Annotated in this window: 26 protein-coding genes and 1 pseudogene; 19 read left to right on the top strand and 8 right to left on the bottom strand. The window is 64.3% G+C overall.

Features of this window, described 5'->3' with window-relative positions; all coding sequences use genetic code 11:
- Positions 1–8: 8 nt before the first annotated feature.
- Positions 9–587, bottom strand: coding sequence for an acyl-CoA thioesterase (locus tag ACQ4WP_RS15455; RefSeq protein WP_436522057.1), 579 nt, complete (start codon positions 585–587; stop codon positions 9–11).
- Positions 588–722: 135 nt separating this feature from the next.
- Here ACQ4WP_RS15455 and ACQ4WP_RS15450 point away from each other — a divergent pair, with 135 nt between their 5' ends.
- The 3 genes from ACQ4WP_RS15450 to ACQ4WP_RS15440 are packed head-to-tail and all read left to right on the top strand — an operon-like array spanning position 723 to position 2,896.
- Positions 723–1,451: a GntR family transcriptional regulator gene (locus ACQ4WP_RS15450; protein ID WP_436522055.1), complete on the top strand. Its 729-nt coding sequence runs from the start codon at positions 723–725 to the stop codon at positions 1,449–1,451.
- Complete coding sequence (locus ACQ4WP_RS15445) at positions 1,438–2,193, top strand: SDR family NAD(P)-dependent oxidoreductase (protein ID WP_436522053.1); 756 nt, start codon at positions 1,438–1,440, stop codon at positions 2,191–2,193. Before ACQ4WP_RS15450 ends, ACQ4WP_RS15445 begins: the two co-directional genes overlap by 14 nt.
- A gap of 10 nt (positions 2,194–2,203) precedes the next feature.
- Entirely contained in the window at positions 2,204–2,896 is a 693-nt protein-coding gene (locus tag ACQ4WP_RS15440) for an aspartate/glutamate racemase family protein (protein WP_436522051.1), read from the top strand.
- Here the strand turns inward: ACQ4WP_RS15440 and ACQ4WP_RS15435 are convergent, their stop codons facing one another.
- The gene (locus tag ACQ4WP_RS15435; RefSeq protein ID WP_070218512.1) at positions 2,897–3,367 is read right to left on the bottom strand and encodes a heme-degrading domain-containing protein; all 471 of its coding nucleotides are present in this window, start codon (positions 3,365–3,367) and stop codon (positions 2,897–2,899) included.
- Positions 3,368–3,449: 82 nt separating this feature from the next.
- Here ACQ4WP_RS15435 and alkB point away from each other — a divergent pair, with 82 nt between their 5' ends.
- The 7 genes and pseudogenes from alkB to ACQ4WP_RS15400 all read left to right on the top strand — a co-directional run bounded on the left by alkB (position 3,450) and on the right by ACQ4WP_RS15400 (position 9,939).
- Positions 3,450–4,112, top strand: coding sequence for a DNA oxidative demethylase AlkB (gene alkB / locus ACQ4WP_RS15430; RefSeq protein WP_436522049.1), 663 nt, complete (start codon positions 3,450–3,452; stop codon positions 4,110–4,112).
- A 91-nt stretch (positions 4,113–4,203) separates the two neighbouring features.
- Positions 4,204–5,115 (top strand): GTP cyclohydrolase FolE2, encoded by a 912-nt coding sequence (gene folE2, locus ACQ4WP_RS15425; protein WP_436522047.1) that lies wholly within the window; start codon positions 4,204–4,206, stop codon positions 5,113–5,115.
- Positions 5,116–5,148: 33 nt separating this feature from the next.
- Positions 5,149–5,316: a hypothetical protein gene (locus tag ACQ4WP_RS15420; protein ID WP_436522045.1), complete on the top strand. Its 168-nt coding sequence runs from the start codon at positions 5,149–5,151 to the stop codon at positions 5,314–5,316.
- 88 nt (positions 5,317–5,404) lie between these two features.
- Positions 5,405–6,225 (top strand): annotated as a pseudogene (gene blaOXA / locus ACQ4WP_RS15415) (class D beta-lactamase).
- On the top strand, positions 6,222–6,617 hold the full coding sequence (locus tag ACQ4WP_RS15410; protein ID WP_436522043.1) for a hypothetical protein: 396 nt from the start codon (positions 6,222–6,224) through the stop codon (positions 6,615–6,617). The pseudogene blaOXA and the gene ACQ4WP_RS15410 overlap by 4 nt, the downstream one beginning before the upstream one ends.
- 74 nt (positions 6,618–6,691) lie before the next feature.
- A complete protein-coding gene (locus tag ACQ4WP_RS15405; RefSeq protein ID WP_436522041.1) occupies positions 6,692–9,151 on the top strand; it encodes a penicillin-binding protein 1A in 2,460 nt (819 codons plus the stop codon).
- A gap of 53 nt (positions 9,152–9,204) precedes the next feature.
- A complete protein-coding gene (locus ACQ4WP_RS15400) occupies positions 9,205–9,939 on the top strand; it encodes a hypothetical protein (RefSeq protein ID WP_436522039.1) in 735 nt (244 codons plus the stop codon).
- A gap of 47 nt (positions 9,940–9,986) precedes the next feature.
- Here the strand turns inward: ACQ4WP_RS15400 and ACQ4WP_RS15395 are convergent, their stop codons facing one another.
- The 5 genes from ACQ4WP_RS15395 to ACQ4WP_RS15375 all read right to left on the bottom strand — a co-directional run bounded on the left by ACQ4WP_RS15395 (position 9,987) and on the right by ACQ4WP_RS15375 (position 13,304).
- Positions 9,987–10,697 (bottom strand): hypothetical protein, encoded by a 711-nt coding sequence (locus tag ACQ4WP_RS15395; RefSeq protein ID WP_436522037.1) that lies wholly within the window; start codon positions 10,695–10,697, stop codon positions 9,987–9,989.
- 20 nt (positions 10,698–10,717) lie between these two features.
- Complete coding sequence (locus ACQ4WP_RS15390; RefSeq protein WP_436522035.1) at positions 10,718–11,284, bottom strand: hypothetical protein; 567 nt, start codon at positions 11,282–11,284, stop codon at positions 10,718–10,720.
- 79 nt (positions 11,285–11,363) lie between these two features.
- Complete coding sequence (locus ACQ4WP_RS15385) at positions 11,364–11,651, bottom strand: putative quinol monooxygenase (RefSeq protein WP_436522033.1); 288 nt, start codon at positions 11,649–11,651, stop codon at positions 11,364–11,366.
- 228 nt (positions 11,652–11,879) lie between these two features.
- The gene (locus tag ACQ4WP_RS15380; RefSeq protein ID WP_436522031.1) at positions 11,880–12,335 is read right to left on the bottom strand and encodes a GNAT family N-acetyltransferase; all 456 of its coding nucleotides are present in this window, start codon (positions 12,333–12,335) and stop codon (positions 11,880–11,882) included.
- 48 nt (positions 12,336–12,383) lie between these two features.
- Positions 12,384–13,304, bottom strand: a complete 921-nt coding sequence (locus ACQ4WP_RS15375; RefSeq protein ID WP_436522029.1) for a LysR family transcriptional regulator — start codon at positions 13,302–13,304, stop codon at positions 12,384–12,386.
- Between the two features lie 149 nt (positions 13,305–13,453).
- Here ACQ4WP_RS15375 and ACQ4WP_RS15370 point away from each other — a divergent pair, with 149 nt between their 5' ends.
- From ACQ4WP_RS15370 to ACQ4WP_RS15345, 6 genes are all read left to right on the top strand, one after another.
- Positions 13,454–14,674 carry a 3-hydroxybenzoate 6-monooxygenase gene (locus tag ACQ4WP_RS15370; protein WP_436522027.1) on the top strand — a complete coding sequence of 407 codons (1,221 nt, stop codon included), beginning with the start codon at positions 13,454–13,456 and terminating at the stop codon, positions 14,672–14,674.
- Entirely contained in the window at positions 14,671–15,723 is a 1,053-nt protein-coding gene (gene gtdA, locus ACQ4WP_RS15365) for a gentisate 1,2-dioxygenase (protein ID WP_436522025.1), read from the top strand. The genes ACQ4WP_RS15370 and gtdA overlap by 4 nt, the downstream gene beginning before the upstream one ends.
- A gap of 21 nt (positions 15,724–15,744) precedes the next feature.
- Positions 15,745–16,452: a fumarylacetoacetate hydrolase family protein gene (locus ACQ4WP_RS15360; RefSeq protein WP_436522023.1), complete on the top strand. Its 708-nt coding sequence runs from the start codon at positions 15,745–15,747 to the stop codon at positions 16,450–16,452.
- Positions 16,453–16,523: 71 nt separating this feature from the next.
- Positions 16,524–17,885, top strand: a complete 1,362-nt coding sequence (locus tag ACQ4WP_RS15355; RefSeq protein ID WP_436522021.1) for an MFS transporter — start codon at positions 16,524–16,526, stop codon at positions 17,883–17,885.
- Complete coding sequence (gene maiA / locus ACQ4WP_RS15350; protein WP_436522019.1) at positions 17,882–18,526, top strand: maleylacetoacetate isomerase; 645 nt, start codon at positions 17,882–17,884, stop codon at positions 18,524–18,526. The genes ACQ4WP_RS15355 and maiA overlap by 4 nt, the downstream gene beginning before the upstream one ends.
- 24 nt (positions 18,527–18,550) lie before the next feature.
- Positions 18,551–19,642 carry a porin gene (locus ACQ4WP_RS15345; RefSeq protein ID WP_436522017.1) on the top strand — a complete coding sequence of 364 codons (1,092 nt, stop codon included), beginning with the start codon at positions 18,551–18,553 and terminating at the stop codon, positions 19,640–19,642.
- 7 nt (positions 19,643–19,649) lie between these two features.
- Here the strand turns inward: ACQ4WP_RS15345 and ACQ4WP_RS15340 are convergent, their stop codons facing one another.
- Positions 19,650–20,690 carry a helix-turn-helix transcriptional regulator gene (locus ACQ4WP_RS15340; RefSeq protein WP_436522015.1) on the bottom strand — a complete coding sequence of 347 codons (1,041 nt, stop codon included), beginning with the start codon at positions 20,688–20,690 and terminating at the stop codon, positions 19,650–19,652.
- 223 nt (positions 20,691–20,913) lie between these two features.
- Between ACQ4WP_RS15340 and ACQ4WP_RS15335 the strand changes: the two genes are divergently transcribed.
- From ACQ4WP_RS15335 to ACQ4WP_RS15325, 3 genes are all read left to right on the top strand, one after another.
- Complete coding sequence (locus ACQ4WP_RS15335; protein ID WP_436522013.1) at positions 20,914–22,905, top strand: glycoside hydrolase family 3 protein; 1,992 nt, start codon at positions 20,914–20,916, stop codon at positions 22,903–22,905.
- Positions 22,906–23,030: 125 nt separating this feature from the next.
- Positions 23,031–24,839: a DUF885 domain-containing protein gene (locus ACQ4WP_RS15330; RefSeq protein ID WP_436522011.1), complete on the top strand. Its 1,809-nt coding sequence runs from the start codon at positions 23,031–23,033 to the stop codon at positions 24,837–24,839.
- A 59-nt stretch (positions 24,840–24,898) separates the two neighbouring features.
- A complete protein-coding gene (locus tag ACQ4WP_RS15325; RefSeq protein WP_436522009.1) occupies positions 24,899–25,846 on the top strand; it encodes a DMT family transporter in 948 nt (315 codons plus the stop codon).
- Positions 25,847–25,885: the final 39 nt, after the last annotated feature.

The following is a 25,885-nucleotide window of genomic DNA, read 5'->3' as shown; positions in this document are numbered from 1 at the left end:
TCCTGTTTTTACGGGGCTGAGGTCGCTGATTCTAAAGCATGCACGCGCAAAGCAGGAGCGAAATGCATGTTGCACTGCGGAGGCGCAAGAAAAGCCCTGCATCTTCGCCGAACGGCGCGTAAAACGGCGGCCCAGGCGCCCGCGCCCTGCGCGCCGGCCGCGACGATGGCCGGTTCGTACGCGGCCAGAAACTCGGGCGGCAGGCGGCGCGCGCGGCCGCTGCTCAATTCGATGCAGATCAAGTCCCAGCGTGCGCGCACGATGGTGGCGCCGTCGCTGTCGCGGATCAGCTGGAAGCGCCGTTCCATGCTGGAGCGGCCGTCGCTGGCGCACAGCCAGGTGGCCAGGGTCAGCGCTTCGCCGGCCCGCGTCGGCAGCAGGTAATCGTATTCGCCGCGGCGGATCGCCATGGCCCGGTCCAGGCGCCGGTAATCGTCCAGGTCCAGTCCCAGGGTGGCCGAGTGGTGCCAGGCGACATGTTCGCACCAGCGCACGTAGACGGCGTTGTTCGTATGCTGCAAGCCGTCGATGTCGGCCGGTTCGGGCGTGACGGGCAGGGTGTGGGCGTGCGGATAATCCCAGTTCAAGTGCAATCCTTTCGGTACGGTGGCGGCTGATTGTACGGTCTTGCCGTGTTTCCTGTCTGCGGCGCACGCGGCGGAAAACACAGTTTTTCGTGTTGATGTATGATGCATCATAATTTAACAAATCTGAAAATGCCCATGAACCATCCCCTGGACAGCCGGGTGCACGTCAACCTGGGCAAATCCGTGTATGCCATGCTGCGCGAAGCGCTGGCGGCGGGGCGCTTCCAGCCGAATGACCGGCTGCGCATCCGCGAGCTGGCGCTGCAGCTGGGCACCAGCGTCACGCCCGTGCGCGACGCCATGCTGCAACTGGTGCAGGAAGAGGCGCTGGTGCTGCGCTCGCCGCGCGACTTCCGCGTGCCCGTGCTGAGCGTGGCGCGCTACCTGGAAATCCGCGCGCTGCGCCTGGAGCTGGAAGGCTTGGGCGCGGCTGAAGCGGCGCAGCGCATCGACGACGCCACCCTGGCCGACCTGGAACGCCTGCTGCAGGCGAATGAAGACGCCATCGTGCGGCACGACCTGGCGGCGGCCCTGCAATGCAACCAGGCGTTTCACCTGGGCCTGGCGCAGGCGGCCGGCATGCCGACATTGAAACGCTTCGTCGACCATTTGTGGATGCAGACGGCGCCCCTGATCGCCGCCGGCTACGCCAGCTTTTCGCCCGACATGCGGGTGGGCCATCACCACGCCATCATCAGCGCGCTGCGCCAGCGCGACAGCGCGGCCGCGCGGCGCGCCATCGAACAGGACATTCTCGACGGCGGGACGCAGATGCTGGCGTATGTCATGCGCCAGGAGCGCATCCACGCCGGCGCAACCGAACAAGGAAAAGAAAAGGACGAGGAAGAACATGACGCACATTAAGCATAAGACTGAACAGAAAACCGCCATCGTCACGGGCGCCAGCCGCGGCATCGGTCACGCAGTGGCCGAACGCTTCCGCAGCCTGGGCTGGCGCGTCATCACCGTCTCGCGCAGCCCGATTCCCGGCGGCTGCCCGCGCAGCCAGGAGCACAACACGCATGTGTGCATGGATCTGTCGGACCTGAGCCAGATCGGGCAGATGGTCGAGACCCTGCGCCCCATGCTGGGCGACTCGAAACTGCACGCATTGGTCAACAATGCGGGCGTGTCGCCGAAGGGGCCGGGCGGCTCGCGCGTCAATTCGCTGACCACCGACATGCAGACGTGGCAAGAAATGTACAACACGAATTTCTTTGCGCCGCTGGCGCTGACGCGCGGCTTTGCGCAGGAATTGTCGAACGCGCACGGCGCCGTCGTGAACCTGTGCTCGATCGCCGGCTACCGCGTGCACCCGTTTGCCGGCTCGGCCTACGCCAGTTCGAAGGCGGCGCTGGCGTCGCTGACGCGCGAAATGGCCAACGACATGGCGCCGCTGAACGTGCGCGTGAACGCCATCGCACCGGGCGAGATCGACACGGCGATCCTGTCGCCTGGCACCTCGCACATCGTCGACACGCAAATCCCCCTGCGCCGCCTGGGCACGACGGCCGAAGTGGCCGACCTGGTGGAGTTTTTATGCAGCGAGCGCGCCTCGTACATCACGGGTGCGGAAATTCCCATCGACGGCGGCCAGCGCATCTAAGGAGTATCACATGACACAACATATCGGTATCGTCGGCTGCTCGGCCGAAGGTGCAGCCCTGTGCTACCGCACGATCTGCGAAGAGGGCGCGCATGCGCTGGGAGCGTATGAACACCCGGAAGTATCCATGCACACGCCGCCACTGGCGCGCTATGTGGATTGCCTGAACGGGGGCGACCTGGCCGGCGTGGCAGAGCTGATGCTGGCGTCGGCGCGCAAGCTGGCCGCCGCCGGCGCCGAGTTCCTGATCTGTCCCGACAACACCATCCACCAGGCATTCGAGCTGATGGCGCCCCGTTCGCCGCTGCCATGGCTGCATATCGCGGATGTGGTGGCCGCCGAAGCGGCGGCGCGAGGTTTCCATAAAGTGGGCCTGACGGGCACGCGCTGGCTGGTCGACAGCGCCGTGTATCCGGACAGGCTGGCCGCGCGCGGCATCGACTGCGTGCGGCCCGGCGAGGACGCGCGCAGCGAGATCAACCGCATTATCATGGAGGAGCTGGTGCCGGGTGTGGTCAAGGCGAACAGCGTGGCGCGCTTTCAGGCCGTCATCGGCGGTTTGCGCGAGCAGGGCTGCGACGCCGTCATCCTCGGTTGCACGGAAATCCCGCTGATCATCAGCGACGCCAATTCGCCGCTGCCGACGCTCGATTCCACGCGCCTGCTGGCGCGCGCCGCCTTGCGCAGGGCGCTGGCCGCCTGACTATTTGTCCAGCTGCGCCTGCAGCGCGGCCACCACCAGCGCGTGGTCGTCAGCCTGCGCCAGGCCGGAAACGGTGACCGTGCCGACCAGTCCCACGCCGCGTATCAGCAGGGGGAAAGCGCCGCCGTGGCCCGCGTACTCGATGTCGTCGAGGTATTTCACGTCTTCGAAGGTGCTGCCGCGGCTTTTATAGGAAATGCCCATGTAGTAGGAGCTGCGGCAAAAGCGCTGCACCGTGTTGTTCTTGCGGCGTATCCAGTCCGCCTGGTCCGCCGTGGCGCCCGTCATGGCGTGATGGAACAGCACCTGGCCATTGCGCGTGATGTTCACGGTGACGGCCTTGCCCCGCTTGCGCACTTCTTCGACGATCCACAGGCCCACGGCCAGCGCCGCGTCGTTGTCGAAGCGTTCGAATTGCAGGGATTCTTCCTGTTGCGCGAGGGTGTGCAGCAAATCGGCGTAATGATCCATCGTCAGGGAGTCAAGTAGTGGCTGGAAGCGCTACTGTAGCGCAGCATGGGGGCTTTTGTGTAATGCGGCTAAAATAGGCGGCATGAACCTGTCCCTGTTTGCCGATGAAGACCAAGCCCCGGCCGCTCCCGCGCCGCTGGTGCCCGGCTCGTCCGCATCGGTCCTGCTGCGCGGTTTTGCGCTGTCGTATCTGGACGAGGTGCTGCCGGCATTGGACGCCATCGTGCTGGCGGCGCCCCTGCGCCACATGGCCACGCCGGGCGGCTTGCGCATGTCCGTTGCCATGAGCAATTGCGGCACCCTGGGCTGGGTCACGGATGGACGCGGCTACCGCTATGCGCGGCTCGATCCGTCCAGCGGCCGTCCCTGGCCGGCGATGCCGCCCGTGTTCCTGCGCCTGGCGCAGCAGGCGGCGCTGGCGGCCGGCTATCCGGGCTTCACTCCCGACGCTTGCCTGGTCAACCGCTATGCGCCTGGAGCGCGCATGGCGCTGCACCAGGACCGCGATGAGTGCGATTTTAATGCGCCCATCGTTTCCGTCTCGCTGGGCCTGCCCGCCATCTTCCTGTTCGGCGGGGCGGAGCGGGCCGACAAGGCGGCGCGCATCGCCTTGTTGCATGGCGACGTGGTGGTGTGGGGCGGCGCCGACCGCCTGCGCTTCCACGGCGTGGCGCCCATGAAAGAGGGCGAACACGCGGTGCTGGGCGCGCAGCGCATCAATTTGACGTTTCGCAAGGCCGGCTGATTCGTCAATATGCCCCAATAATGCAAGTTACTTGCAAATGTGATTGTTTTTCTTCATTATATGCAACTTGTTTGCATATGGAGCCATCACCATGAAGCGCGATTCCCTTTCCACCCCCCTGCCCGACGTGGCGGCCGGCCCCCATCTGGGCAGCCCCATGCCGCTGGACTGGGTCGGCATGCAGGGCATCGCCTTGCCCCAGTGGCTCGAAGAGGGCGGGCAGGCGCAGCAAGTGCATGCCTGGGCCGACGTGCAAGTCGATTTGCCCGACCCGCACATCAAAGGCATCCACATGTCGCGTTTGTATCTGCTGCTCGATGCGTTTGCCGCCGCGCAGCCGCTCGATGCGGGCGCGCTGGCGGCCATGTTGCGGCGCATGGTGGACAGCCACGCCGATTGCGGCAGTACGCAGGCGCGCTTGACGCTGGCCTTTCCCGTGCTGCGACGCCAGTTGGCGCTGCTGACGGCGGGGCTGTCTGGCTGGAAGTCGTATCCCGTGCGCCTGCAGACCAGTGTTTCTCCGCAGGGCTTTGCCCTGTCCCTGACGGTAGAAATCGGCTATTCGTCGACCTGTCCGTGCTCGGCGGCGCTGTCGCGACAACTGCTTGCCGACGCCTTTGCTGCGCAGTTTGGCGCGGGCGGCATCGACGGCGGCGCTGCGCGCGACTGGCTGCAGGAGCATGCCAGCCTGGCCACGCCGCATAGCCAGCGCAGCACGGCGACGGTCACCGTGCCATTGACAGAGCAGGCGGAACTGGATCTGTTTCCCCTGATCGACCTGGTGGAAGCGGCGCTGGCGACGCCCCTGCAGACGGCCGTGAAACGGGCCGACGAGCAGGCGTTCGCGCGCCTGAATGGTGCTAACCTGATGTATGTGGAAGACGCGGCCCGCCGCGTGCAGGCCGCGCTGGCGCCACGCTGTGCGCAGGCGCGTGTTACCGTACGGCATATGGAAAGCCTGCATCCGCACGATGCCGTGGCGCAGGCGGGCCAGCTTGCCTGAGTTTTTCACTCAACCACCGTGGAGGAAGACAGCATGCCGCAGAAAATCGCGCAGGAGACTGGCGAAGGCAGCCTGGAAGAGGAAGTGGAGCGCGAACGGCGCGAACATGCGCTGATCGACGAGGAAAAGCTGGGCATGGACGAGCTGGAAGAAGAGCATTTGAAGCGGGAACGCCAGCCGGGCGCGCCCGCAGGGCGTTAGCGCGCATGCACTGTATCAGCGCTGGCATCGCGCCACGCTGCCCGGTACAATTTCGCTTTGTCCTATTCTCCCCCAGCCCCGGAGGCCCATGAAATATCGCGCATTCTTCCAGTTCATCCTCGGCTTGACAGGCGCCACTCTGGCCGCCTCGCAAGTCCAGGCTACCACCATCTGCACCGCCATGGCCGACGCCAAAACGGGCGCCGTCTTGCTGCAAGAGGGTAATTGCATCGACCGCGTCACCCCCGCATCCACGTTCAAGATTGCGCTCAGCCTGATGGGCTACGACGCCGGCTTCCTCAAGGACGAGCACAAGCCCAGCCTGCCATACCGCCAGGGCTATGTGGACTGGGGCGGCGAAGCCTGGCGCCAGGATACGGACCCGTCGCGCTGGATGCAGTATTCCGTCGTCTGGTATTCGCAGCAGATCACGCAGGCGCTGGGCGCCGAGCGCTTCCAGAAATACGCCAAGGCTTTGCCCTATGGCAATGCGGACGTCTCGGGCGACCCGGGCAAGGATAACAGCCTGGAGCGCTCGTGGATCAGCTCTTCGCTGAAGATATCTCCGCTGGAACAGCTGGGCTTCTTGCGCAAACTGGTCAATTATCAGCTGCCCGTGAGCAAGCAGGCGATGCAGGAAACGCATCGCTTGACGCGCCTGGCCGATGTGGGCGGCTGGCAAGTGCATGGCAAGACGGGCGCGCGGCCTTCCCGCGCAAGGCCGACGGCAGCTTTGATGAAGCGCATGGCTATGGCTGGTTCGTGGGCTGGGCCAGCAAGGGCGAGCGCAGCATCGTCTTCGCGCGCCTGGTGCAGGACGAGCAGAAAGGCCTGCCATCGGCGGGCCTGCGCACGCGCGACGCCATGCTGAAGGAATTGCCGGCCCTGCTGGAGCAGGCGCAGAAGTGACGGCCAGCATCGTTGCCGCCACCTTCATCGCGACCGAGGGCGACTGCCTGGAAGCCGTCATCGAGGTGGGCGACCAGCGCCTGCACGTGATGGACGAGTTTGGTGGTGGGCAGATGGCCGCCGGCACGCAAGTTCAGCTCGAACTGTCGCCCATGCCCAGCGAGCGTGACGACTGGGACGCCATCTTCCGCGCCAACCCAGGCCGGGAAAAACGCCTGCTACGCCTCGACGGCTGGCGCTACCTGGCGCTGGGCGTCGTGACCCAGGTTGACCCGGTCATCTGCGACTGTGGCTTGCTGCAAGTGGAAGACGCGTTTCACACGCGCGACGTGCGCTGCGTGGGGGCCTATGTCGGCGTCACGCTGGCGCGCCTGGATGCTTGCCTGGCGTAAAATCCGGCCCGCTTTGTTGCCCGCCCTATATACTTGCTGAAACGGATCATCCGGCATCAGACAAGGTTACAAGCATGGCATCAGGCATGGAGCAGTTTCAGGAAAAAGCACGACAGGCGCTGGCACAGGCGCGCACGCTGATCGTTCGCGTAGCGGGCGTGGCGTGGGCAAAGGCGGTGGCGCTGTACCGGCGCGGCCATGCTCACTTGATGACCTTGCCGCCCGTGCGGCGCGCGCTGGTGCTGGGCCTGTGGTCGTTTCTGGCCATGCTGGCGCTGCTGACTTTATACATGCTGCTGCTGATCCCCTTGACACCCAGCATCCACGACTTGCGCCAGGCGCGCGCGGCCGCACCGAGCACCATGGTCAGCGCCGACGGCAAGGAACTGGCCCGCTTCGACCAGGGCTTGCAGGAACGGGTCTCGTTAAAGCAGATTTCGCCGAATGTGATCAGCGCCTTGATCTCGACGGAAGACCACCGTTTCTACGAACACCACGGCATCGACTTCACGCGCACGGCCGGCGCCATCTTGCACACGGCCGGGGGCAATCCCCAGGGCGGTTCCACCATCACGCAGCAGCTGGCGCGCAATATGTTCCCAGAGGAAATCGGCCGCTCGCGCAACCTGAACCGCAAGCTGAAGGAGCTGATCACGGCCCTCAAAATCGAGGCCACCTACAGCAAGACTGAAATCCTGGAAGCCTACCTGAATACGGTGCCCTTCCTGTACAACACCTTCGGCATCGAAATGGCGGCCCGCACGTATTTCGACAAGCCCGCGTCGCGCCTCGATATCCTGGAAAGCGCCACCCTGGTCGGCATGCTCAAGGGCACGAATTACTACAATCCTGTCGGTAATCCCGAACGCTCCTTGCAGCGCCGCAACGTGGTGCTGGGCCAGATGCGCAAGCATGACGTCATCGACGAGGCGCGCTACAAGCAGTTGATCAAGCGTCCGCTGCGCCTGCATTTCGAGCGCCAGAGCGAACGGGCGCAGTCGGACAGCCATTTCACGGCCTATGTGCGCAAGTGGCTGATCGACTGGGCCGACGAGAACGATTACAACCTGGAACTGGACGCCCTGGTGGTGCACACCACGCTCGACCACGATTTGCAGCAGGCGGCCGAGCGCGCCGTCGAGCGTCAGGCCAACGCCTTGCAGGCCATCGCCGACGTGGAATGGAGCCGCGCCGGCGTGCCGTCGTCCACCTCGACGGGCATGTACGCGGGCATGCTGGGCGGCAGCGTGCCGTTCGATTATTTCTGGAAATCGCATCCGGCTCTGCTGGATGCTTTCGTGCGCGAATCGGCCGACTACCGCAAGCTGACGGCCGCCGGCGGCACGCCGGACGATGCGCTGGCGCAACTGAAGGGCGACCGCGCCTTCATGGCGGCCCTGCGCAAGTCGAAGACGCACCTGGAAGCGGGCTTTGCGGCCATGGACCCGGCCACGGGCGCCGTGCGTGCCTGGGTGGGCAGCCGCGACTTTGCGCGCGAACAGTTCGACCATGTATCGCAGGCGGCGCGCCAGCCCGGCTCCACCTTCAAGCCCATCGTGTATGGCGCGGCGCTGGAAAAGGGTCTCAGTCCCGAGCATGTGTATCGCGATGAAGTGATGGATATCAAGGCGGCCGACGGCACCAAATGGCGCCCGACCGACATGAGTGGCACCACGGGCCGCGACATGAGCATGCGCGATGGCCTCGTGTACTCGAAAAACACCATCACGGCGCAAGTGATGCAAGACGTGGGCTTGCCGCCGATCATCAAGCTGGCGCGCGCGCTGGGCATCCGCGACAGCAAACTGGAAAAAGTGCCGTCGCTGGCGCTGGGCACCAGTCCCGTTACCTTATTGGAAATGGTCAACGCCTACGCCAGCATCGCGGCCCAGGGCGAGGCGCGCCTGCCGTTCGTCGTCACGCACATCACCGACCGCGAAGGCAAGGTCATCGCCCGTTTCGGCGAAGACAAACCCCGGCGCGCCATGCAGGCAGAATCGGCGGCCACCCTGACGGACATGATGCGCGGCGTGATCGACCGTGGCACGGGCACGGCCATCCGCAGCCGCTTCGGCATCCGCTCCGACGTGGCCGGCAAGAGCGGCACCACGCAAAACAATGCGGACGGCTGGTTTATTTTGATGCATCCGGAACTGGTGGGCGGCGCCTGGGTGGGCTTCAACGACGCGCGCGTCACCATGCGCAGCAATTACTGGGGCCAGGGCGGCCACAATGCTGTGCTGGTGGTGGGCGACTTCTTCAAGACGGCGCTCGATACGGGCAAGCTGTCGCGCGATGCCATCTTTCCCGGAGGCAAGCCGCCACCGCCGCTGCGCCACGTGGAACCGGTCGAGGAGCCACAGGACGAACCGGTGGAAGAGCCGGGCGATTTGCTGCAGGAAGGCACGCCGCCAGCGCCGCTGGCCGTGCCGGCCGAAGGCGAGGGCGGGCAGGAGTCGCATGGCAAGGCGGTGTCGGAGCCGGTACCGATGCCAGCTCCGGCACCGCAGCCGGCGCCTGCACCGCAAGGTTAATCCGCTGTGTCGATGGGGTTGGGGAGGCAGTACTTCTGGAAAGCCGCTAACGCGTGAAACCATATATTCAACTTACCATACGCACGAAGGCGCCCACGGAGTCATGGGCGGTTGGCGAACAATTCATCGGCACGCTGGAGGAGCACGCCGGATTGCTCTTGCCGGAGCAGATATCGCATAATCCGGATAAATTCACCGAATCTTACGCCGGAAAAATGGCGATGGAAGAGCACTGGGCAGCACCTTGTACCTTGCGTTTTGACGGCGGCATGTTTGAAGTGGCGGAAGAATTCGCATGGCGACGAAAAAAAGCCATCAAGTCTACCGGCTATGTGAGCCACACAAAGCGTAATATCCGTGGCCAGATCGTGCCCGGTGGCGTGAGTTTCACGTCAGCGTATAGCCAGAACGTCGATTTTCATATGCTCTTCAAGCAGTGGTGCCATATCTTTCCGCCTCAGATCGCGATGCTGCATCCCTTCCTTCCCCTTGAATTGGCAAGCCTCGGCCGCTACGATAGTTTTCGCCTGGGATCGTTCAATGCGTCCCTCAGGCCGGACATTCCGGAAGCAGCGTGGGGCATGTTCTATGGGCCGGACTTTTGTCCGCGCATCGATGTGGAGCGGCTGCTGGCCGCTGGATTTTTCGTGGAAAAGATGGGTGAGGGTATCCTGGTCAGGGTAACGGAACGTATTGAAGATGTTGAAAATGACTTCCCAATGTTTTTACGACGGCGCGCGGAACTCAAGTGCCTGTTTCCTGTCGGATTTTTCCTGAATAAGGAGTGAGCGGCAAGAGCCTGGAGCGATGCCTGTGGCCTTGATGCCCGCCGACTTCATAGTGTATTGCGCTTCAACCCCGCTTCCCGCACGAACACTTGCAGCGCAGGCATGGTCTGCCGGTGCAGCGCTTTCAGTTCCGCTTGCAGCTTGGGCGTGATGGCCAGGCTGCCGTCCGCTTGCTGGCGCACGGGCAGGCCCAGCGCTTGTGCCATTTCCACCGGGTAATTCGTGAAGTCGCCGTACGGGCGCTTGCCGTCGACGGACGGGGTGGGCCAGTAGCCTTCGGCCAAATAGTCTTCCGCGCCCATGGCCAGCATTTCCAGCGGCATCCACGACTGTTGCCGCAGCAGTGATACATGCCGGGCAGTCAAGGTGAAGGGCGCCTTGCCGTTGGCATAGCTGCCCGGTTTCAGGTCGGCCATCTGCACGAAGTGGGGCAGCATTTGCGACGCTTCCATCAGGCGTTGCGCGGCCAGCGCCGCATCCTTGCTGGCGATGACTTGCATGGCCAGTGCCAGGGTATCGCCCTTGCCCAGCGGGTACGCCGGATTGAGCATGGGCGCGCCGCTTTCCACGGGCGACCAGCCGATGTTGAAACGTCGTATCAGCGCCAGGTGCTGCACATTGAGCACCTTGGGCAGCGGCGCGTCGAGGGTGGCCAGGATGCGCTGGTGCACGGCGCGGGGCAGGCCGCCGTCGGCTGCGCGCGCGAGCACGGGAGAGCACAGCAGGGCGCCGGCGAGGCGCAGAAGCTGGCGCCGCATGGGTTGGATCTGGCGCGACATCATGGCGCCGTCAAGTCTTGACGCTGGAATTCGATGCGGTTGTCATGATAGTCCCACTTGGTGTAGGGCCCGAACACGCGCCGGTTTTCCTTGCTGTCGGCATTCGATTGCTCGCGCTTCATGCGGCGCACCAGCGCCGGGTCGACGAGTGGCGCCGTCGTTGCGCCGAACACCTCGTGCCGTACACTCTGCCTGGCGTCGGCGCCGCGTGAAATGATGGTGAGCTTGCGCGTAGCGGGATCGAAGTACAGGCGCATGGCGAAGGTGTTCATATCCTGCAGATACAGGCCATCGTCGCGCCACTGGGCATGGAAATAGTCGCCGCAGACGGCCTTCGGCTCGCGTTTCCATTCGCAGGCGAGCAAGATCAACAGGTGATGGTCATCGAGCTGCTTGATTGAAACACGGGCCTTGGAATAGCCCCAGGTGCTGGGCGGCACGGTCGTCGACGAGAGCAGCTTGTACTCGCCCATCAGCTTGGGCATGGGCGCTTGCGCGGCGGCGCCGGTACAAACGGTGAAGGCGGCCGCCGCAAGGGCACCGTGTATCCAGGAAAAGGGTGTCATGATGGTGCCATAAAAAAGTTGCCATATTATAAGTGACAACTTTCTTTGGGCAACGCGCAATTGCACGCGCCCGAGTGCGTTACTTCAGCTTGCTCAACTCCGCTATGTCGATTTTGACGACCTTGTCGCCCACGGCGGCCACCAGCGCCTTGAAGTGGGGCGTCGCGTAATGCGCCGTCAGCGCGGCCTTGTCGGTCCATTCTTCCAGCATGATGAAGCGGGTGGGGATTTTGTTGTCGAGATGTAACTCGTAGCGCAGGCAGGCGCTTTCGACACGGCTGGGCGGTACGACGGTTTCCAGGGCGGCGCGCACGGCGTCGATATGGTCAGCTTGGGCATCGATGGTGGCGACGACGATCAGGGTCATGGTGGTCCTTGTAAAGTGGTGGGGCGGGTGCAGCTTAGCGCATCTTGCCCTTTCTTGCCCATCAGTCCTAGTCTGGCTGCGCCGAAACAGTTTCTGCCGCAGCCAGACAATCAAGCTAAACCTACGCCGCCTGCAGCGCCCCGATCTGCTCGAAGGCGCCCGTCAATGCCTGCGCTCTTGCCGCGTCGCTGACCTTGACGCCATCGATGCGGGCGCGGCGCCAGACAGTTAGGCCAGTTTGATCACGGCCAGCATGTCATTGCCATCGGCATCCATGCCTTTTTCCACGAAATCCATGCTGGCATAGAAATTTTTTGCATTGGCATTGCCGGGCTTGTAGCAAATTTCAATGCTGCGCGCGTCCGGGCGGGCGCGGATTTCTGCCAGCGCCAAGGCGAGGGCGGCGCGGCCATGACCCTGTCCCTGGCGCCGCTGATCGATCATGAAGCGCCAGATCTGGTAATGGCCGGGCGGATCGTCGTCGTCGGGCGAGACGAACATCAGGAAACCGATCACCTCCTCATCGCCATACACGGCGCGCGTATGCATGGTGGCGGGATAGAAACTCGCTTGCGCGATGGAATAGTCGTTGCTGGCCAGATAGTCGCGCTGCTGGGGCAGCAAAGGCAGTTCGCTGATGATGTCAAAATTGTCGGCGGTGACGGGGCGCAGGCTGATGAGCATGTTCAATCAATGGAATGTAAGGACCAGGCCTGCCAGTATGAAGAAAAATTACTCAATAGGCAACGTTGTTGCGTCGCCAGCTCCAAACAGCTGCGCCATGGTCTGGCGCAGCCAGCGGTTCGACGCATCTTGGTGGTAGCGCTCGTGCCAGTGCTGCTTGACTGAAAAGCTGGGCAGCGCCACGGGCAAAGGCAGGATGCGGAACGCTTCGTGATCCTGCATTTGCAGCGCGTAGCGGTACGGTACCGTGACGATATACTGCGTTTCGGCGACGATGCGCGACACGCCCAGGAAGCTGGGCAGTTTCAGCACGATGCGCCGCTGCACGCCGGCCGCCGCCAGCACCTTTTCCACGATGGAGTGGCCCGTGCCCGAGCTTTTCACTTCGATATGCCCCTCTTGCAGGAACTGTTCCACAGTAATCGTTTCGCGGATGCGCGGGTGCGCGTGCGCCACCAGGCAGACAAAATGCTGGTCGAACAGTTTCTGCTGATAAAACCCTGATTCCAGGTGCGGCATGAAGCCCACCGCCAGGTCCACTTCGCCCCCTTCCAGCCGCGCCGGCGTATCGGTGGCGATCTTCGACACGTCCAGCGTGATGCCGGGGCCGATCTGCTGCAGATGGTTGAGCAGGGTGGGCAGCAGCACGATTTCGCTGATGTCCGTCATGCAGATGGCAAATTCGCGCGTGCTGGCGGCCGGGTCGAACACGGGCTGGTCGGCCAGCGCGTGCTGCCAGGCGGCGATCGCCGCGCGCACGTCCTGCACGGCGTTCTGCGCGCGCGGCGTCGGCTCCATGCCTTTCGAGGTGCGCGCGAACAGGCGGTCGCCGAAGTGCGTGCGCAGCTTGCCCAGGCCGATGCTCACCGTCGACTGCGGCAAACCCAGGTTTTCCGCCGCGCGCGTCACATTGCGGCTTTTATAGATCTCGTCAAAGATGAACAGCAGTTCGATATCGAAGCGCGACATAAGAAGATTCCACCATTATTTAAAAACGTGATTGTGGCTATTGTATTCCATCGCTTTACCAAATATTGACCTGTCGGCACACTGCTTGCCATACCAAGAGCACGGAAAACGTGCATCGCGCAAGCACACAGATCAATTGGAGGAAAGAAATGGAAGCTACCCACAAGCCGTCGGTATTGATTGTCGGCGGCGGCATCGGCGGCATGGCCGCTGCCCTGTCCCTGTCCCTGTCGCGCCTGGGGCTGGCCGTCACCGTGCTGGAACAGGCATCGACCCTGGGCGAGATCGGCGCCGGCATCCAGCTGGCGCCCAACGCCTTCGCCGCGCTCGACGCGCTGGGCGTGGGCGAACGCACGCGTGCCAAGGCCGTCTTCACGGAGCGCCTGGTGATGATGGATGCCGTCGATGCCGCCAAAGTGGGCACCTTTGTCGTCGATGCGGCCTTCCGTGAACGCTTCGCCAATCCCTACGCCGTGATCCACCGCGCCGACATCCACGGCGCCATCCTCGACGCGGTGCGCACCTCGCCGCTGATCACCTTCGTGACGTCGTCGCAGGTGACGGACGTGGTGGAAGACGACACGGGCGTCACCGTGCGGGATGGGGCAGGGCGCAGCTTCCGCGCCGATGTACTGATCGGCTGCGATGGCGTGAAATCCGTGATCCGCGAGCGCATCGTGGGCGATGCGGTGCGCGTTTCCGGCCACGTGGTGTACCGCGCCGTGGTGCCGGCCGCCGACATGCCGGCCGACTTGCGCTGGAACGCGCCCGTCGTCTGGGCCGGCCCGAACTGCCACCTCGTGCACTACCCGCTGCGCAATGGCGAGCAATACAACCTGGTGGTGACTTTCCATAGCCGCGATCAGGAAGAGTGGAATGTCACAGACGGCAGCAAGGAAGAAGTGCTGTCGTATTTCGACGGCATCCATGCGCAGCCGCGCCAGCTGCTGCACAAGCCCACATCGTGGAAACGCTGGAGCACGGCCGACCGCGACCCCGTCGCCAACTGGAGCACCAGGCGCATGACTCTGCTGGGCGACGCGGCCCACCCGATGCTGCAATACCTGGCGCAAGGCGCCTGCATGGCGCTGGAAGACGCCGTGACCCTGGGCGAAGCCGTGCGCGCCTGCGATTTCGACATGGCCGCCGCCTTTGCGCTGTATCAGCGTTCGCGCATCGCCCGCACGGCCCGCGTGGTGTTATCGGCGCGCGAAATGGGCCGTTTGTACCACGCCAAGGGCGTCGAACGCCTGGTGCGCAACGACTTGTGGCGCGGGCGCAGCAATGCCCAATTTTATGACGCGCTGGCCTGGCTGTATGGCTGGACGGCGCAAACCTGCCTGGCCACCACCGAGAAGGACGCAGCATGACTTCCCATCAAACGCCCGAACGCGAGGCCCTGTACCAGGCACTGAGCGGCATGCATCTGTCGCCGCTGTGGCAATCCTTGCACACGCTGGTGCCGCCGCACCCGACGGCGCCGTATGCGCCCGCACTGTGGCGCTATGCGGACATCGCGCCCCAGCTGGCGCGTGCCGGCGAAGTGATTACCGCGCACGAAGCCGTGCGCCGCGTCCTGGTGCTGGAAAACCCGGCCTTGCCGGGCCGCTCGTCCATCACGCAATCGCTGTACGCGGGCTTGCAGCTGATTTTGCCCGGCGAAGTGGCACCGTCGCACCGCCACAGCCAGTCCGCGCTGCGCTTCGTCGTCAGCGGGCAGGGCGCCTATACGACGGTGGCGGGCGAGCGCACCACCATGCACCCGGGCGACTTCATCATCACGCCCTCGTGGACCTGGCATGACCATGGCAACCTGGGCGTGGATGGTGTCTGCGAGCCGGTGGTGTGGCTCGATGGCCTCGATATTCCCATGCTGCGCTATTTCGACTCGGGCTTTGCGGAAAATGACACGGAAGACAGTCAGATCGTCACGCGCCCGGAAGGCCAGAGCCTGGCCCGCTACGGCTACAACATGGCGCCCGTGAAGCAGCAGCACGAGGGCGCCACCTCGCCCATCTTCAACTACCCGTATGCGCGGTCGCGCGAGGCGCTGGACCTGCTGTCGCGCACGGACGCCATCGACGACTGGCACGGCTACAAGCTGCGCTACACGAATCCGCTGACGGGCGGCTCGCCCATGCCCACCATGGCTACCTTCATGCAGCTGCTGCCCAAAGGATTCAAGGGCAAGCGCGCACGCAGCACCGACGGCACCGTCTACAGCGTCGTCGAGGGGCGTGGCAGCGTGGATATCGGCGGCCAGCGCTTCGATTTCGCCCCGCGCGACACCTTTGTCGTGCCGTCGTGGGCCAGCGTGGCTTTCGACTGCCCGCAGGACGATGTCGTGCTGTTCAGTTTTTCCGACCGACCCGTGCAACAAGCCATGGGCGTGCTGCGCGAGCAGTTTTTGACCGATTGATTTTTTTGACAGGATTTTGACATGAGCAACTTCATCTTCGCCCCCCAAGCCATCGCCGGCCTGCCCATCCTCGGCACGGAGGCACAGTTTCCCGTGCGCCGCATCTACTGCGTGGGCCGCAACTACGCCGCCCATGCGCGCGAAATGGGTTTTGATCCCGACCGCGAACCGCCATTCTTCTTTTGCAAGCCGAACGACGACCAATCCGTCGTGCCCGTGCTGCCCGGCGTGACGGCCACGGTGCCGTATCCGGCGCAGACGTCGAACTACCACCATGAAATCGAACTGGTGGTCGCCATCGGCAAGGGCGGCAAGGACATCGCGCTGGAGGACGCGGCCGCGCACATCTTCGGCTACGGCGTGGGCCTGGACATGACGCGGCGCGACCTGCAGATGCGCATGCGCGAACAGGGTCGCCCGTGGGAAATCGGCAAGGCTTTCGACTATTCGGCGCCCATCGGCGCGCTCACGCCGATGGCCGACAGCGGTGAAATCACCACGGGCGCCATCGTGCTGGAAGTCGATGGAAAAATCGTGCAGACGAGCGACCTCACGCACCTGATCTGGTCCGTGAATGAAGTCATTGCCAATCTGTCGACCCTGTTCGAGCTGCAGCCGGGCGACATCATCATGACGGGCACGCCCGAAGGCGTGGGCGCCGTCACCAGCGGGCAGACCATGGCGGCGCGCATCGCCGGCCTGACGCCGATCAAGGTCGCCGTGCAATAAACATCCCCTGGCCAGCGCGGCACAGATCGCGCAGCCCGACAGCACCATCACACATAATAATGGAGACCCTCATGACGACCCAGCCCGGCACCGATGTCCAGCACTTCCTCGACCAGCACCCGTTTTCCCGCTACCAGAAGCTGATCCTCTGGCTATGCTTTTTGATCGTCGCCATCGACGGCTTCGACACGGCCTCGATCGGCTTCATCGCGCCCGCCATCCGCGCCGAATGGGGTTTGACACCCGCCGCGCTGGCCCCCCTGTTTGGCGCCGGGCTGTTTGGCCTGATGGCCGGCTCGTTCCTGTTCGGCCCCCTGGCAGACCGCTACGGCCGCCGTCCCGTGCTGATCGTCTCCGTCGCCTTCTTCGGCGCGGCCAGCTTGCTGTCGGCCTGGTCAACGGACTTGACGATGCTGCTGGTGCTGCGCTTCCTCACGGGGCTGGGCCTGGGCGGTGCCATGCCCACCTCCGTCACCATGACGTCCGAATACTGTCCGCAGCAGCGCCGTTCCGGCCTCGTGACCATGATGTTTTGCGGCTTTACCATCGGTTCCGCACTGGGCGGCCTGGCGTCGGCGCAGCTGCTGCACCTGATCGGCTGGCGTGGCGTGCTGATGCTGGGCGGCGCCTTGCCGTTGCTGCTGGTGCCCGTGCTGCTGCTGGCGCTGCCCGAATCCTTGCGCTGGCTGGTATTGAAAGGACGCGACGGTAGCCAGGTGCTGAAGATTGTCCGTCGCATCGCGCCCGCCCTGGCCGACTTGCCGCGCTTGGTAGTCAGCGACAAAAAACTCGCCGGCTCGCCCATGGCCGAATTGTTCCGTCCCGGCGTGATCGGGGGAACCTTGCTGCTGTGGTCCACGTTTTTCATGAGTTTATTGATCATTTACCTGCTCTCGAGCTGGATGCCGACCCTGTTGAATGGCAATGGCTTGTCCCTATCGAATGCCTCGCTGGTGACGATGATGTTCCAGGTGGGCGGCACGGTCGGCGCCATTTTGCTGGGCCGCTGGATGGACCGCTACAGCCCGCATAAAGTGCTGAGCGTCGCCTACCTGGCCGCCGCCGGCTGCATCGTCGTCGTGGCACTGTCGGGCAGCAGCCTGGCCTTGCTGGTGCTGGCCGTGTTTGGCGTGGGCTTCGGCGTCAGCGGCTCGCAAGTGGGCGCCAATGCGCTGGCCGCCGCCTTTTACCCCACGTCGAGCCGCGCCACGGGTGTCAGCTGGGCGGCGGCCGTGGGCCGCAGCGGTTCCGTGCTGGGTTCCATGGCCGGTGGCCTGATGCTGACCTTAAAACTTGATAACGAAACCATCTTCTTTTTGCTGGCCATTCCCGCCGTGCTGGCGTCCCTGGCGCTGCTGGCCATGGGCCGCCTGATGCGCGCCCGCAGTAGCTCTGCCACCGTTCCCGCCACCCTGAAAGAGAGCACCGTATGAAATTGCATGGCTATTACCGCAGCTCCGCGTCCTACCGCGTGCGCATTGCGCTGAACTTGAAAAACCTCCACGCCGACACGGCTTATGTGCACCTGAGCCGCAATGGCGGCGAGCAGTTCACGCCCGCGTTTTCCAGCCTGAACCCGCAGCAGCAGCTGCCCGTGCTGGAGGACGGCGGCGCCGTGCTGACGCAATCGCTGGCCATCATCGAATACCTGGACGAGATGCAGGCGGGGCACAAACTGCTGCCGGCCGACGCGCCGGGCCGCGCCCGCGTGCGCCGGCTGGCCATGGTCTGTGCCTGCGACATCCACCCGCTGAACAACCTGCGTGTCCTGAATTACCTGACGGGACCTTTGGCCCTGTCGCTGGAACAGAAGAACGCATGGTATTTGCACTGGACTCATCTGGGACTGGCCGCGCTGGAAGCGGAACTGGCGAGCAGCGTGCACACGGGCCTGTTCTGCCATGGCGATACGCCGACCCTGGCCGATTGCTGCCTGGTGCCGCAGGTCTACAACGCGCTGCGCTTCCACTGCGACCTGGCGCCGTATCCGACCATCCTGCGCATCGTCGCGCACTGCGAGGCGCTGCCGGCGTTCTGCGAAGCGCACCCGGATACACAGCCAGACGCAGAATAAAAAACACTAAAAATGGAGACAAGCATGAGAAAAATCAAGGCCATCACCATGGCGCTGCTGGGCGCGTGCGCCTGCACCAGCGCCCACGCGCAAAGCGGCGTCACCCTGTACGGAGTGCTCGATAGCTCCGTGGCCTACACGACGAATACCAACGCGGCCGGCGACAGCGTCACCAAGATGCCCACCTTGACGGGTTCACTGCCGTCGCGCTTCGGCTTGAAGGGCGTGGAAGACCTGGGCGGCGGCTTGCAGGCCATCTTTGCGCTGGAATCGGGCTTCGGCGTCGACACGGGCATCGCGGGGCAGGGCGGGAGACTGTTCGGCCGCCAGTCGTACGTGGGCTTGAAGGGCCGTTATGGCAGCGTGATGCTGGGGCGGCAAATGAATATGTCGTTCTGGGCCACACAAAAATCCGACATCATGGGGCCGGCCCTGTTTTCCATCAGCAGCCTCGATCTGTACCTGCCGAATGCGCGCAGCGACAACGCCATCGGCTACCTGGGCACGTTTTCCCACGTGACGGTGGGCGCCACCTACAGCCTGGGCCGCGATGCCTCGGCGGCGGGCGGGCCGGCGGCCACGGGCTGCGCAGGTGAAGTGGCGGGCAATGCGAAGGCTTGCCGCCAAATCACCGCCTTGCTGGGCTACGACACGGGCCGCTATGGCGCCACGGCCTCGTATGACATCATGTATGGCAACGCGGGCGCGGCCAACGGCCTCACGTCGAGCCGCAACTTCGACCGCCGTGTGATCGCCAGCGCCTATGCCATGCTCGACCAGCTGAAAATCGGCGGCGGCGTGATCGACCGCACCATCCGCGCCGCCACGGGGCCAGTCGACTCGCAACTGCTGTATGTGGGCGCCGCCTGGCCGGTCGTGCCCGCGCTGGTGCTCGATGGACAAATCGCCAAACTGGCCGTCAAGCACAGTCCGAACGACTCCATCCTGGCCACCGTGCGCCTGACCTATCATTTATCCAGGCGCACGGCTATCTACAGCGCCATCGGCCGCATGGATAACGATGGCGCGGCCGCCGTGGCGCTGGACGCGGGCGGCACCGTGGGCGCGGGGCGCACGCAGAATGGCGTGATGGCGGGCCTGCGCCACTTCTTTTGACGTAGTCCTATGAGATGCCTTGCATGTCGTGGCGGTAGCGCGCGGGCGGCAGCTCGAACTGGGTCTTGAAGAAGCGGGTGAACGCGCTTTGCGAGGAAAAGCCCAGGCGCTCGCTGATTTCCACCACGCTCATGCTCGTTTCGCGCAGCAAACGGCGCGATTCGCGGCTCTTGGCGCGCAGTTCCAGCGCGCGGAACGAGGTCTGCTCCTGCTGCAACTGGCGCTGCAAGGTCCAGCGGTTCATCGCCAGGCCATCGCACAGTGCCGGCAGCAGCGAAGCGCCGTCGGCATCGCCTGCACCTTGCTGGCCCAGTAAATCGATGATGGCTTGCTCCACGCGGGCCGAAAACAGCTGCGCGCCCTGCAGCTGCTGCAATTGTCCCTGCGCGTGCCGCAGCGCGTGCGGCGCCAGCATGGCGTTGAACTGGGCAAAGGGCCGGTCCAGCGCAGGCGCGTCAAACGTCAGCGTGTTGCGCGCCTGGCCGAAGATGGCGGCGGCGCCGAAACACTCGGAAATGGCCGGCGCGAACCACGGCGCCTTGCCCTGGAAGCCGGCGTGGAAGGCGGTGGCCGCGCCATCGTCGTAGGCGCGCGCCACCAGCGACAGCATGCGGAAATTGGCCAGGGCCTGCATGGCGCCCCCTAGCGGGCAGAACTCGGACAGGTACTCGATCTCGATGCGCGTGCCATTTTCGCTCATCAGCATGAAGTCGAATTCGCCGATCAGGCCGCGCAAGTGCAGCAGCTCGTGCAGGGCGCTGCGCAGGGTGGGGCGGTTGAAGCAGACGTGGGCGATGCCCGAGTAATGCGCGAACCAGTGCGTCACATCGAGGTCAAGAATGGCCCGGTGCTGCGGCAACTGCTGGGCGTAGGCCGTCATGCGGCGGTGCCGCTCGGCGTTGATGCGCCCGCCAGGTTCCGTGAGCTGCGCCGGCGTGATGCCAGTGTGGCGGAAAAAGTCGGCGGGGTCGTGGCCATTGGCCTGCATGGCGCGTGCGCATTGCTGCGCGATGCGGTTCGAAACCGTGCGCGTGTCGGGTTTGTGCAAGGGTGTCTCCTGCTTGTTGTAGTAATTTTTCACAAATATTAGCACTTTGTAGGAGATTGTTGGTTATTGTGCCCTCTAACCAAAAATTGTTCTCGCGGGTATAAAACGCGTGTTGCGCAGTCAAGAAACTCACGCATTCTCACGCTATATTGTTTTCGGCCGGCCTTGCTGCCGCGCCTTGATACCTACAAAAACAGTCTTGGAGATAATGATGAATTGCACTATGAAACCGATGGCCCGCATGGTCGCCGGCTGCGTCGCCACGCTTGCCCTGGCCGCCTGCGGCAATAACGACAGCGAGCAATACACGCAGCCCGTATTCGGCGCCACCACCTACAGTCAGCTCAAGGTCGACGGTTATACCTTCAAGGATATGAACCGCAACGGCAAGATCGATCGCTACGAAGACTGGCGCCTGCCGGCCGAGGCGCGCGCCGACGACCTGTTGTCGCGCATGAGCCTTGATGAAAAAGCGGGCCTGATGATGCATGGCACCGCCCCCACCGTGTCCGACCCTTCCGGCATCGGCCTGGGTGGCGCATATGACTTGACGGCGCTGCAGGACCTGATCGTCAAGCAGTACGTGAATACCTTCATCACCCGCATGGCGGGCGACACGGCCAACATGGCTTCGCAGTACAACAAGGTGCAAGCCCTGAGCGAAACGTCGCGCCACGGCATTCCCGTGTCCATCAGCACGGATCCGCGCCACCATTTCCAGTACACGGTGGGCGCCAGCGCCGGCACCAAGGGTTTTTCCCAGTGGCCGGAAACCCTGGGCCTGGCGGCCATCGGCGACGATGCGCTGGTGCGCCGCTTCGGCGACATCGCGCGCCAGGAATACCTGGCCGTCGGCATCACGCAGGCGCTGTCGCCGCAGGCGGATCTGGCCACCGAGCCGCGCTGGTCGCGCATCAACGGTACCTTCGGCGAAGACGCGGACCTGGCCAAGCGCATGGTGCAGCACTATATCGAGGGCTTCCAGGATGGCAATACGGGCTTGCATGACGGCAGTGTGGTGGCCGTCGTCAAGCACTGGGTCGGCTACGGCGCCACGAAAGAGGGCTTCGACGGCCACAATTACTATGGCCGCTACATGACTTACCCAGGCAATAATTTTGCCTACCACGTGAAACCGTTCGAGGGCGCCTTCACGGCCAAGGCGGCCTCCGTCATGCCCACCTACGCTCTGCCGGACGGCAATATCACCATAGCCGGCATCACCCTGGAACAGGTGGCGGCCGGTTTCAGCAAGACCATGCTGACGGACCTGTTGCGCGGCAAATACGGCTTCGAGGGCGTGATCTTGTCCGACTGGGGCATCACTTCCGACTGCGACGCCAACTGCCGCAACGGCACGGCGCCGGGCGTGGCGCCTTCCTTCATCGGCTTCGGCACGCCGTGGGGCATGGAAGACGCCACCAAGGCCGAGCGCTACGTGAAGGCCGTGACGGCGGGGATGGACCAGTTTGGCGGCGTGACGGAAGCGCCGTACCTGACGCAAGCCGTGCAGCGGGGGCAGCTGACGGAAGCGCGCATCAACGCGTCGGCGCGGCGCATCCTGATCCAGAAATTCAAGCAAGGCTTGTTCGAGCATCCGTTTGTCGATGCGGCCAAGGCGGCCACCACCGTGGGCAAGGCGGACTTTGTCGAAGCAGGCCTGGAGGCCCAGCGCCGCTCGCTGGTCTTGCTGGAAAACAAGGACAAGGTCTTGCCGCTGGCGGCCAGCGTCAAGAAGGTCTACCTGTACGGCATCGACGCGGCCGTGGCGAAGCAATACGGCTACACGGTGGTCGCCACGCCGCAGGAAGCGGACGTGGCCTTGCTGCGCGTGGCCGCGCCGTATGAAATCCTGCACCCGAACTATATCTTCGGCAGCATGCAGCACGAAGGACGCCTGAACTATGTCGATGGCGACGCCGACTACGAGGCGATCAAGAACGCCGCGAAATACGCGCCGAAGACGGTGGTGACGGTCTACCTGGACCGTCCGGCCATTCTCGGCAACGTGCAGGACAAGGCCAGCGCCATACTCGCCAACTTTGGCGTCAGCGATGGCGCGCTGTTCGATGTCTTGACGGGCAAGGCCAAGCCGCAGGGCAAGCTGCCGTTCGAGTTGCCATCGTCGATGGCCGAAGTGCAGGTGCAGAAATCGGACGTGCCGTATGACACGGCCCATCCGCTGTACAAGTTCGGTTACGGCCTGGGGTATTGATAGAAGCGGGACGGGCCGCCCGGCGCGGCCTGTCCCCGCCCGATTGACAGTACCCTGGCGCTCGCCGATACTGGCCGCTTCGATCGCCGTTTTGTTCGCCGATTCTGCCAGGAAGGAAACCCCCGATGTGCCTTATTCCGAAATTGCACCAGACCGTGCTTGCCGCGGCACTCTCCATCGCGTTTGCCATGCCCGCCATGGCCGCCGCCCCTGCAGCGCCCGATGCAGCATCGGCCTGGGTCGAGGCCAGCAACCGCAACGCTGCCATCGTGCTGGCGGCGCAGGCGCAGTTCTCGCCCGAAAACGCTTCCGACACGGGCCTGGCGCAGTACGACGGCCTGGCCGCCGACCTGGGGCCGAAGATCACGGAACGTTACGTGGCAGCCATGCAGCAGGCGCGCACGCAATTGCAGCAAAAGCTGGCGGCGGAAAAAGATGAACGCATCCGCCAGGATCTGCAAATCCTGACGCAGGCCGTCGACCAGGAAATCGCCGGCGCCCGGCTGGATGCCAAGTACACCTTGCCGTGGGTCGATGTGCCGCAAATGGTTTTTGGCAGCATGCAAAGCCTGCTGCAGGAACAGCGCCCGGCCGCGCGCCGCGCCAAGGCGCTCGAACGCCTGCAGCGCTACGTGGGCCAGTTCCCGGGCAGCACGCCGATCACGCAGCAGGCCAAGGCGCGCTTCACGGAAAAAATCGGCAAGCCTGGCCTGGCGGGACCCGTGCGCCTGCAGGTGGAGCAATCGCTGGAAAACGTGCCGACGTATATTGCCGGCATCCGCAAGCTGTTTACCGACATGCAGATCGCGGGCGCCGAACCTGCGCTGGCGGCCATGGAACAGCAACTGAACGCGTACGCTGCGTGGGAGACGCAAGTGGTACTGCCGCTGTCGCGCACGGATTTCCGCATGGCGCCCGAGCTGTACGCGTTTCGCCTGAAGCAGGTGGGCATCGATATCGAACCGCGCGTGCTGGTCGAACGGGCGCAAGTGGCCTACCTGGAAACGCGCGCCGCCATGCAGGCGCTGGCGCCCGTGGTGGCGGCCAAACTGGCGTTGAAGGGCGTCGACGGCAGCGACTACCGCCAGGTGCTGCGCGCCCTGAAAGTGGACGCCATCCCGAACGAGCAGCTCGAAGCGCGCTACAAGGGCGTCAATACGCAGCTCGAAGAGCGCATTCGCCAGCAGCGCGTGGTTGATATTCCCGCGCGCGCCATGACCATGCGCCTGGCGTCCGCCGCCGAATCGGCGGCCCAGCCGGCGCCGCACATGCGTCCGCCTCCGCTGATCGGCAATACGGGAGAACACGGCCAGTTCGTCCTCCCCGTCAGCAATCCGGCTGCCAGCGGCAAGGGCGAAGCGTATGACGATTTTAACTTTGCGGGCGCCGCCTGGACCCTGAGCGCGCATGAAGGCCGCCCGGGCCACGAGCTGCAGTTCAGCGCCATGGTGGAGCGGGGCGTGTCGCAGGCGCGCAGCCTGTACGCGTTCAACAGCGTCAACGTGGAAGGCTGGGCGCTGTACGCGGAAGCGGAGATGATGCCCTACGAGCCGGCCGAAGGCCAGTTCATCGCGCTGCAGTTCCGCATGCTGCGCGCGGCGCGCGCCATGCTCGACCCGCTGCTGAACCTGGGGCAGGTCACGCGCGAAGAAGCGGGCAGTATCCTGACGGATGAAGTGATGTTGTCGGCGCCGATGGCGCGCCAGGAGCTGGACCGCTATACCTTCAATATGCCGGGTCAGGCGGGCAGCTATTTCTATGGCTATACGCGCATCCTGCAGCTGCGCGCGGAAACGGAGCTGGCGCTGGGCGCGAAATTCGACCGCCTGGCCTTCAACAACTTCCTGCTGGGCCAGGGTTTGCTGCCACCTGGCTTGCTGGCCAAGGCCGTGCGCGAACACTTCATTCCCGAGCAACGCAAGGCGAAGGGCTGACGACGGGCCACTCCGCATGCCATACTGGCGCCTTCAAGTGATGACGTGAGAGTGGCTGCATGTGGCGTGGAATCGTATGTGGTTTGCTGGCCGGCGCCTTCTGGGGCGCCGTTTTCATTGTGCCCGTCTTGCTGCCGGATTTTTCTCCCATCGAGCTGATGGTGGGCCGCTACCTCTGTTACGGCGCGCTGGCGGCGGGGCTGATGCTGCCGCGCCTCTTGCCCCTGCTGCGGCGCTTGCGGCGCGACGACTGGCTGGCCATGCTGCGCCAGGCGCTGGCTGGCAATATCGTGTATTACCTGCTGCTGGCGCATGGCGTCAAGCTGGCCGGCGTGGCACCCACTTCCCTGATCATCGGTTTGCTGCCCCTGAGCGTGACGCTGTTCGGCCACAAGGATCACGGCGCGCTGCCCTTGCGCCGCCTGGCCTGGCCGCTGCTGGTGGTGGCCCTGGGTATCGCTTGCATCAATTTCGATATCTTCAGCCATGAAGGTGGCGTGGATGGCGCCAGCCTGGCCCACAAACTGCTTGGCGTGCTGTGTGCCATCGGCGCGCTCGCCTGCTGGACCTGGTATGCGCTCGACAATGCCCGCTTCCTCAAGCGCCATGCGCATGTCAGTGCCGTGGAATGGGCCATGCTGTATGGCCTGGTCAGCGGCGTCATCGCCCTGGTCGTCGGTGCCGTGATGCTGGCGCTGCAGCAGGCAAGTGGCGCCGAAGACGCGCCGGCGCGCGACTGGCCCTGGTACTGGCTCGTGTGCCTGCTGCTGGCGCTGGGCGCTTCCGTGATCGGCAACTACCTGTGGAACCTGGCGTCGCGCCTGGTGCCGGTCACCTTGTCGGGCCAGCTGATCCTGTCGGAGACCCTGTTCGCGCTGCTGTATGGTTTCGTCTACGCCCGGCGCATGCCGCGCCCGCTGGAATGGGCGGCCATGGTCTTGCTGACGGCGGGCGTGCTGTGGTCCGTGCAGCGGCATGCGCAAGTGGAGCGGGAAGGGCGGACGTAGTGAAAATACATCGTTGCCGGCCTGCCGTTTGCACAGGGC

The sequence above is a fragment of the Janthinobacterium lyxosi genome (assembly GCF_051380665.1).
Lineage (GTDB): Bacteria > Pseudomonadota > Gammaproteobacteria > Burkholderiales > Burkholderiaceae_D > Janthinobacterium.
Note: the sequence above shows the minus strand (reverse complement) of the source record. Positions and strands in the feature narration are given on the sequence as shown.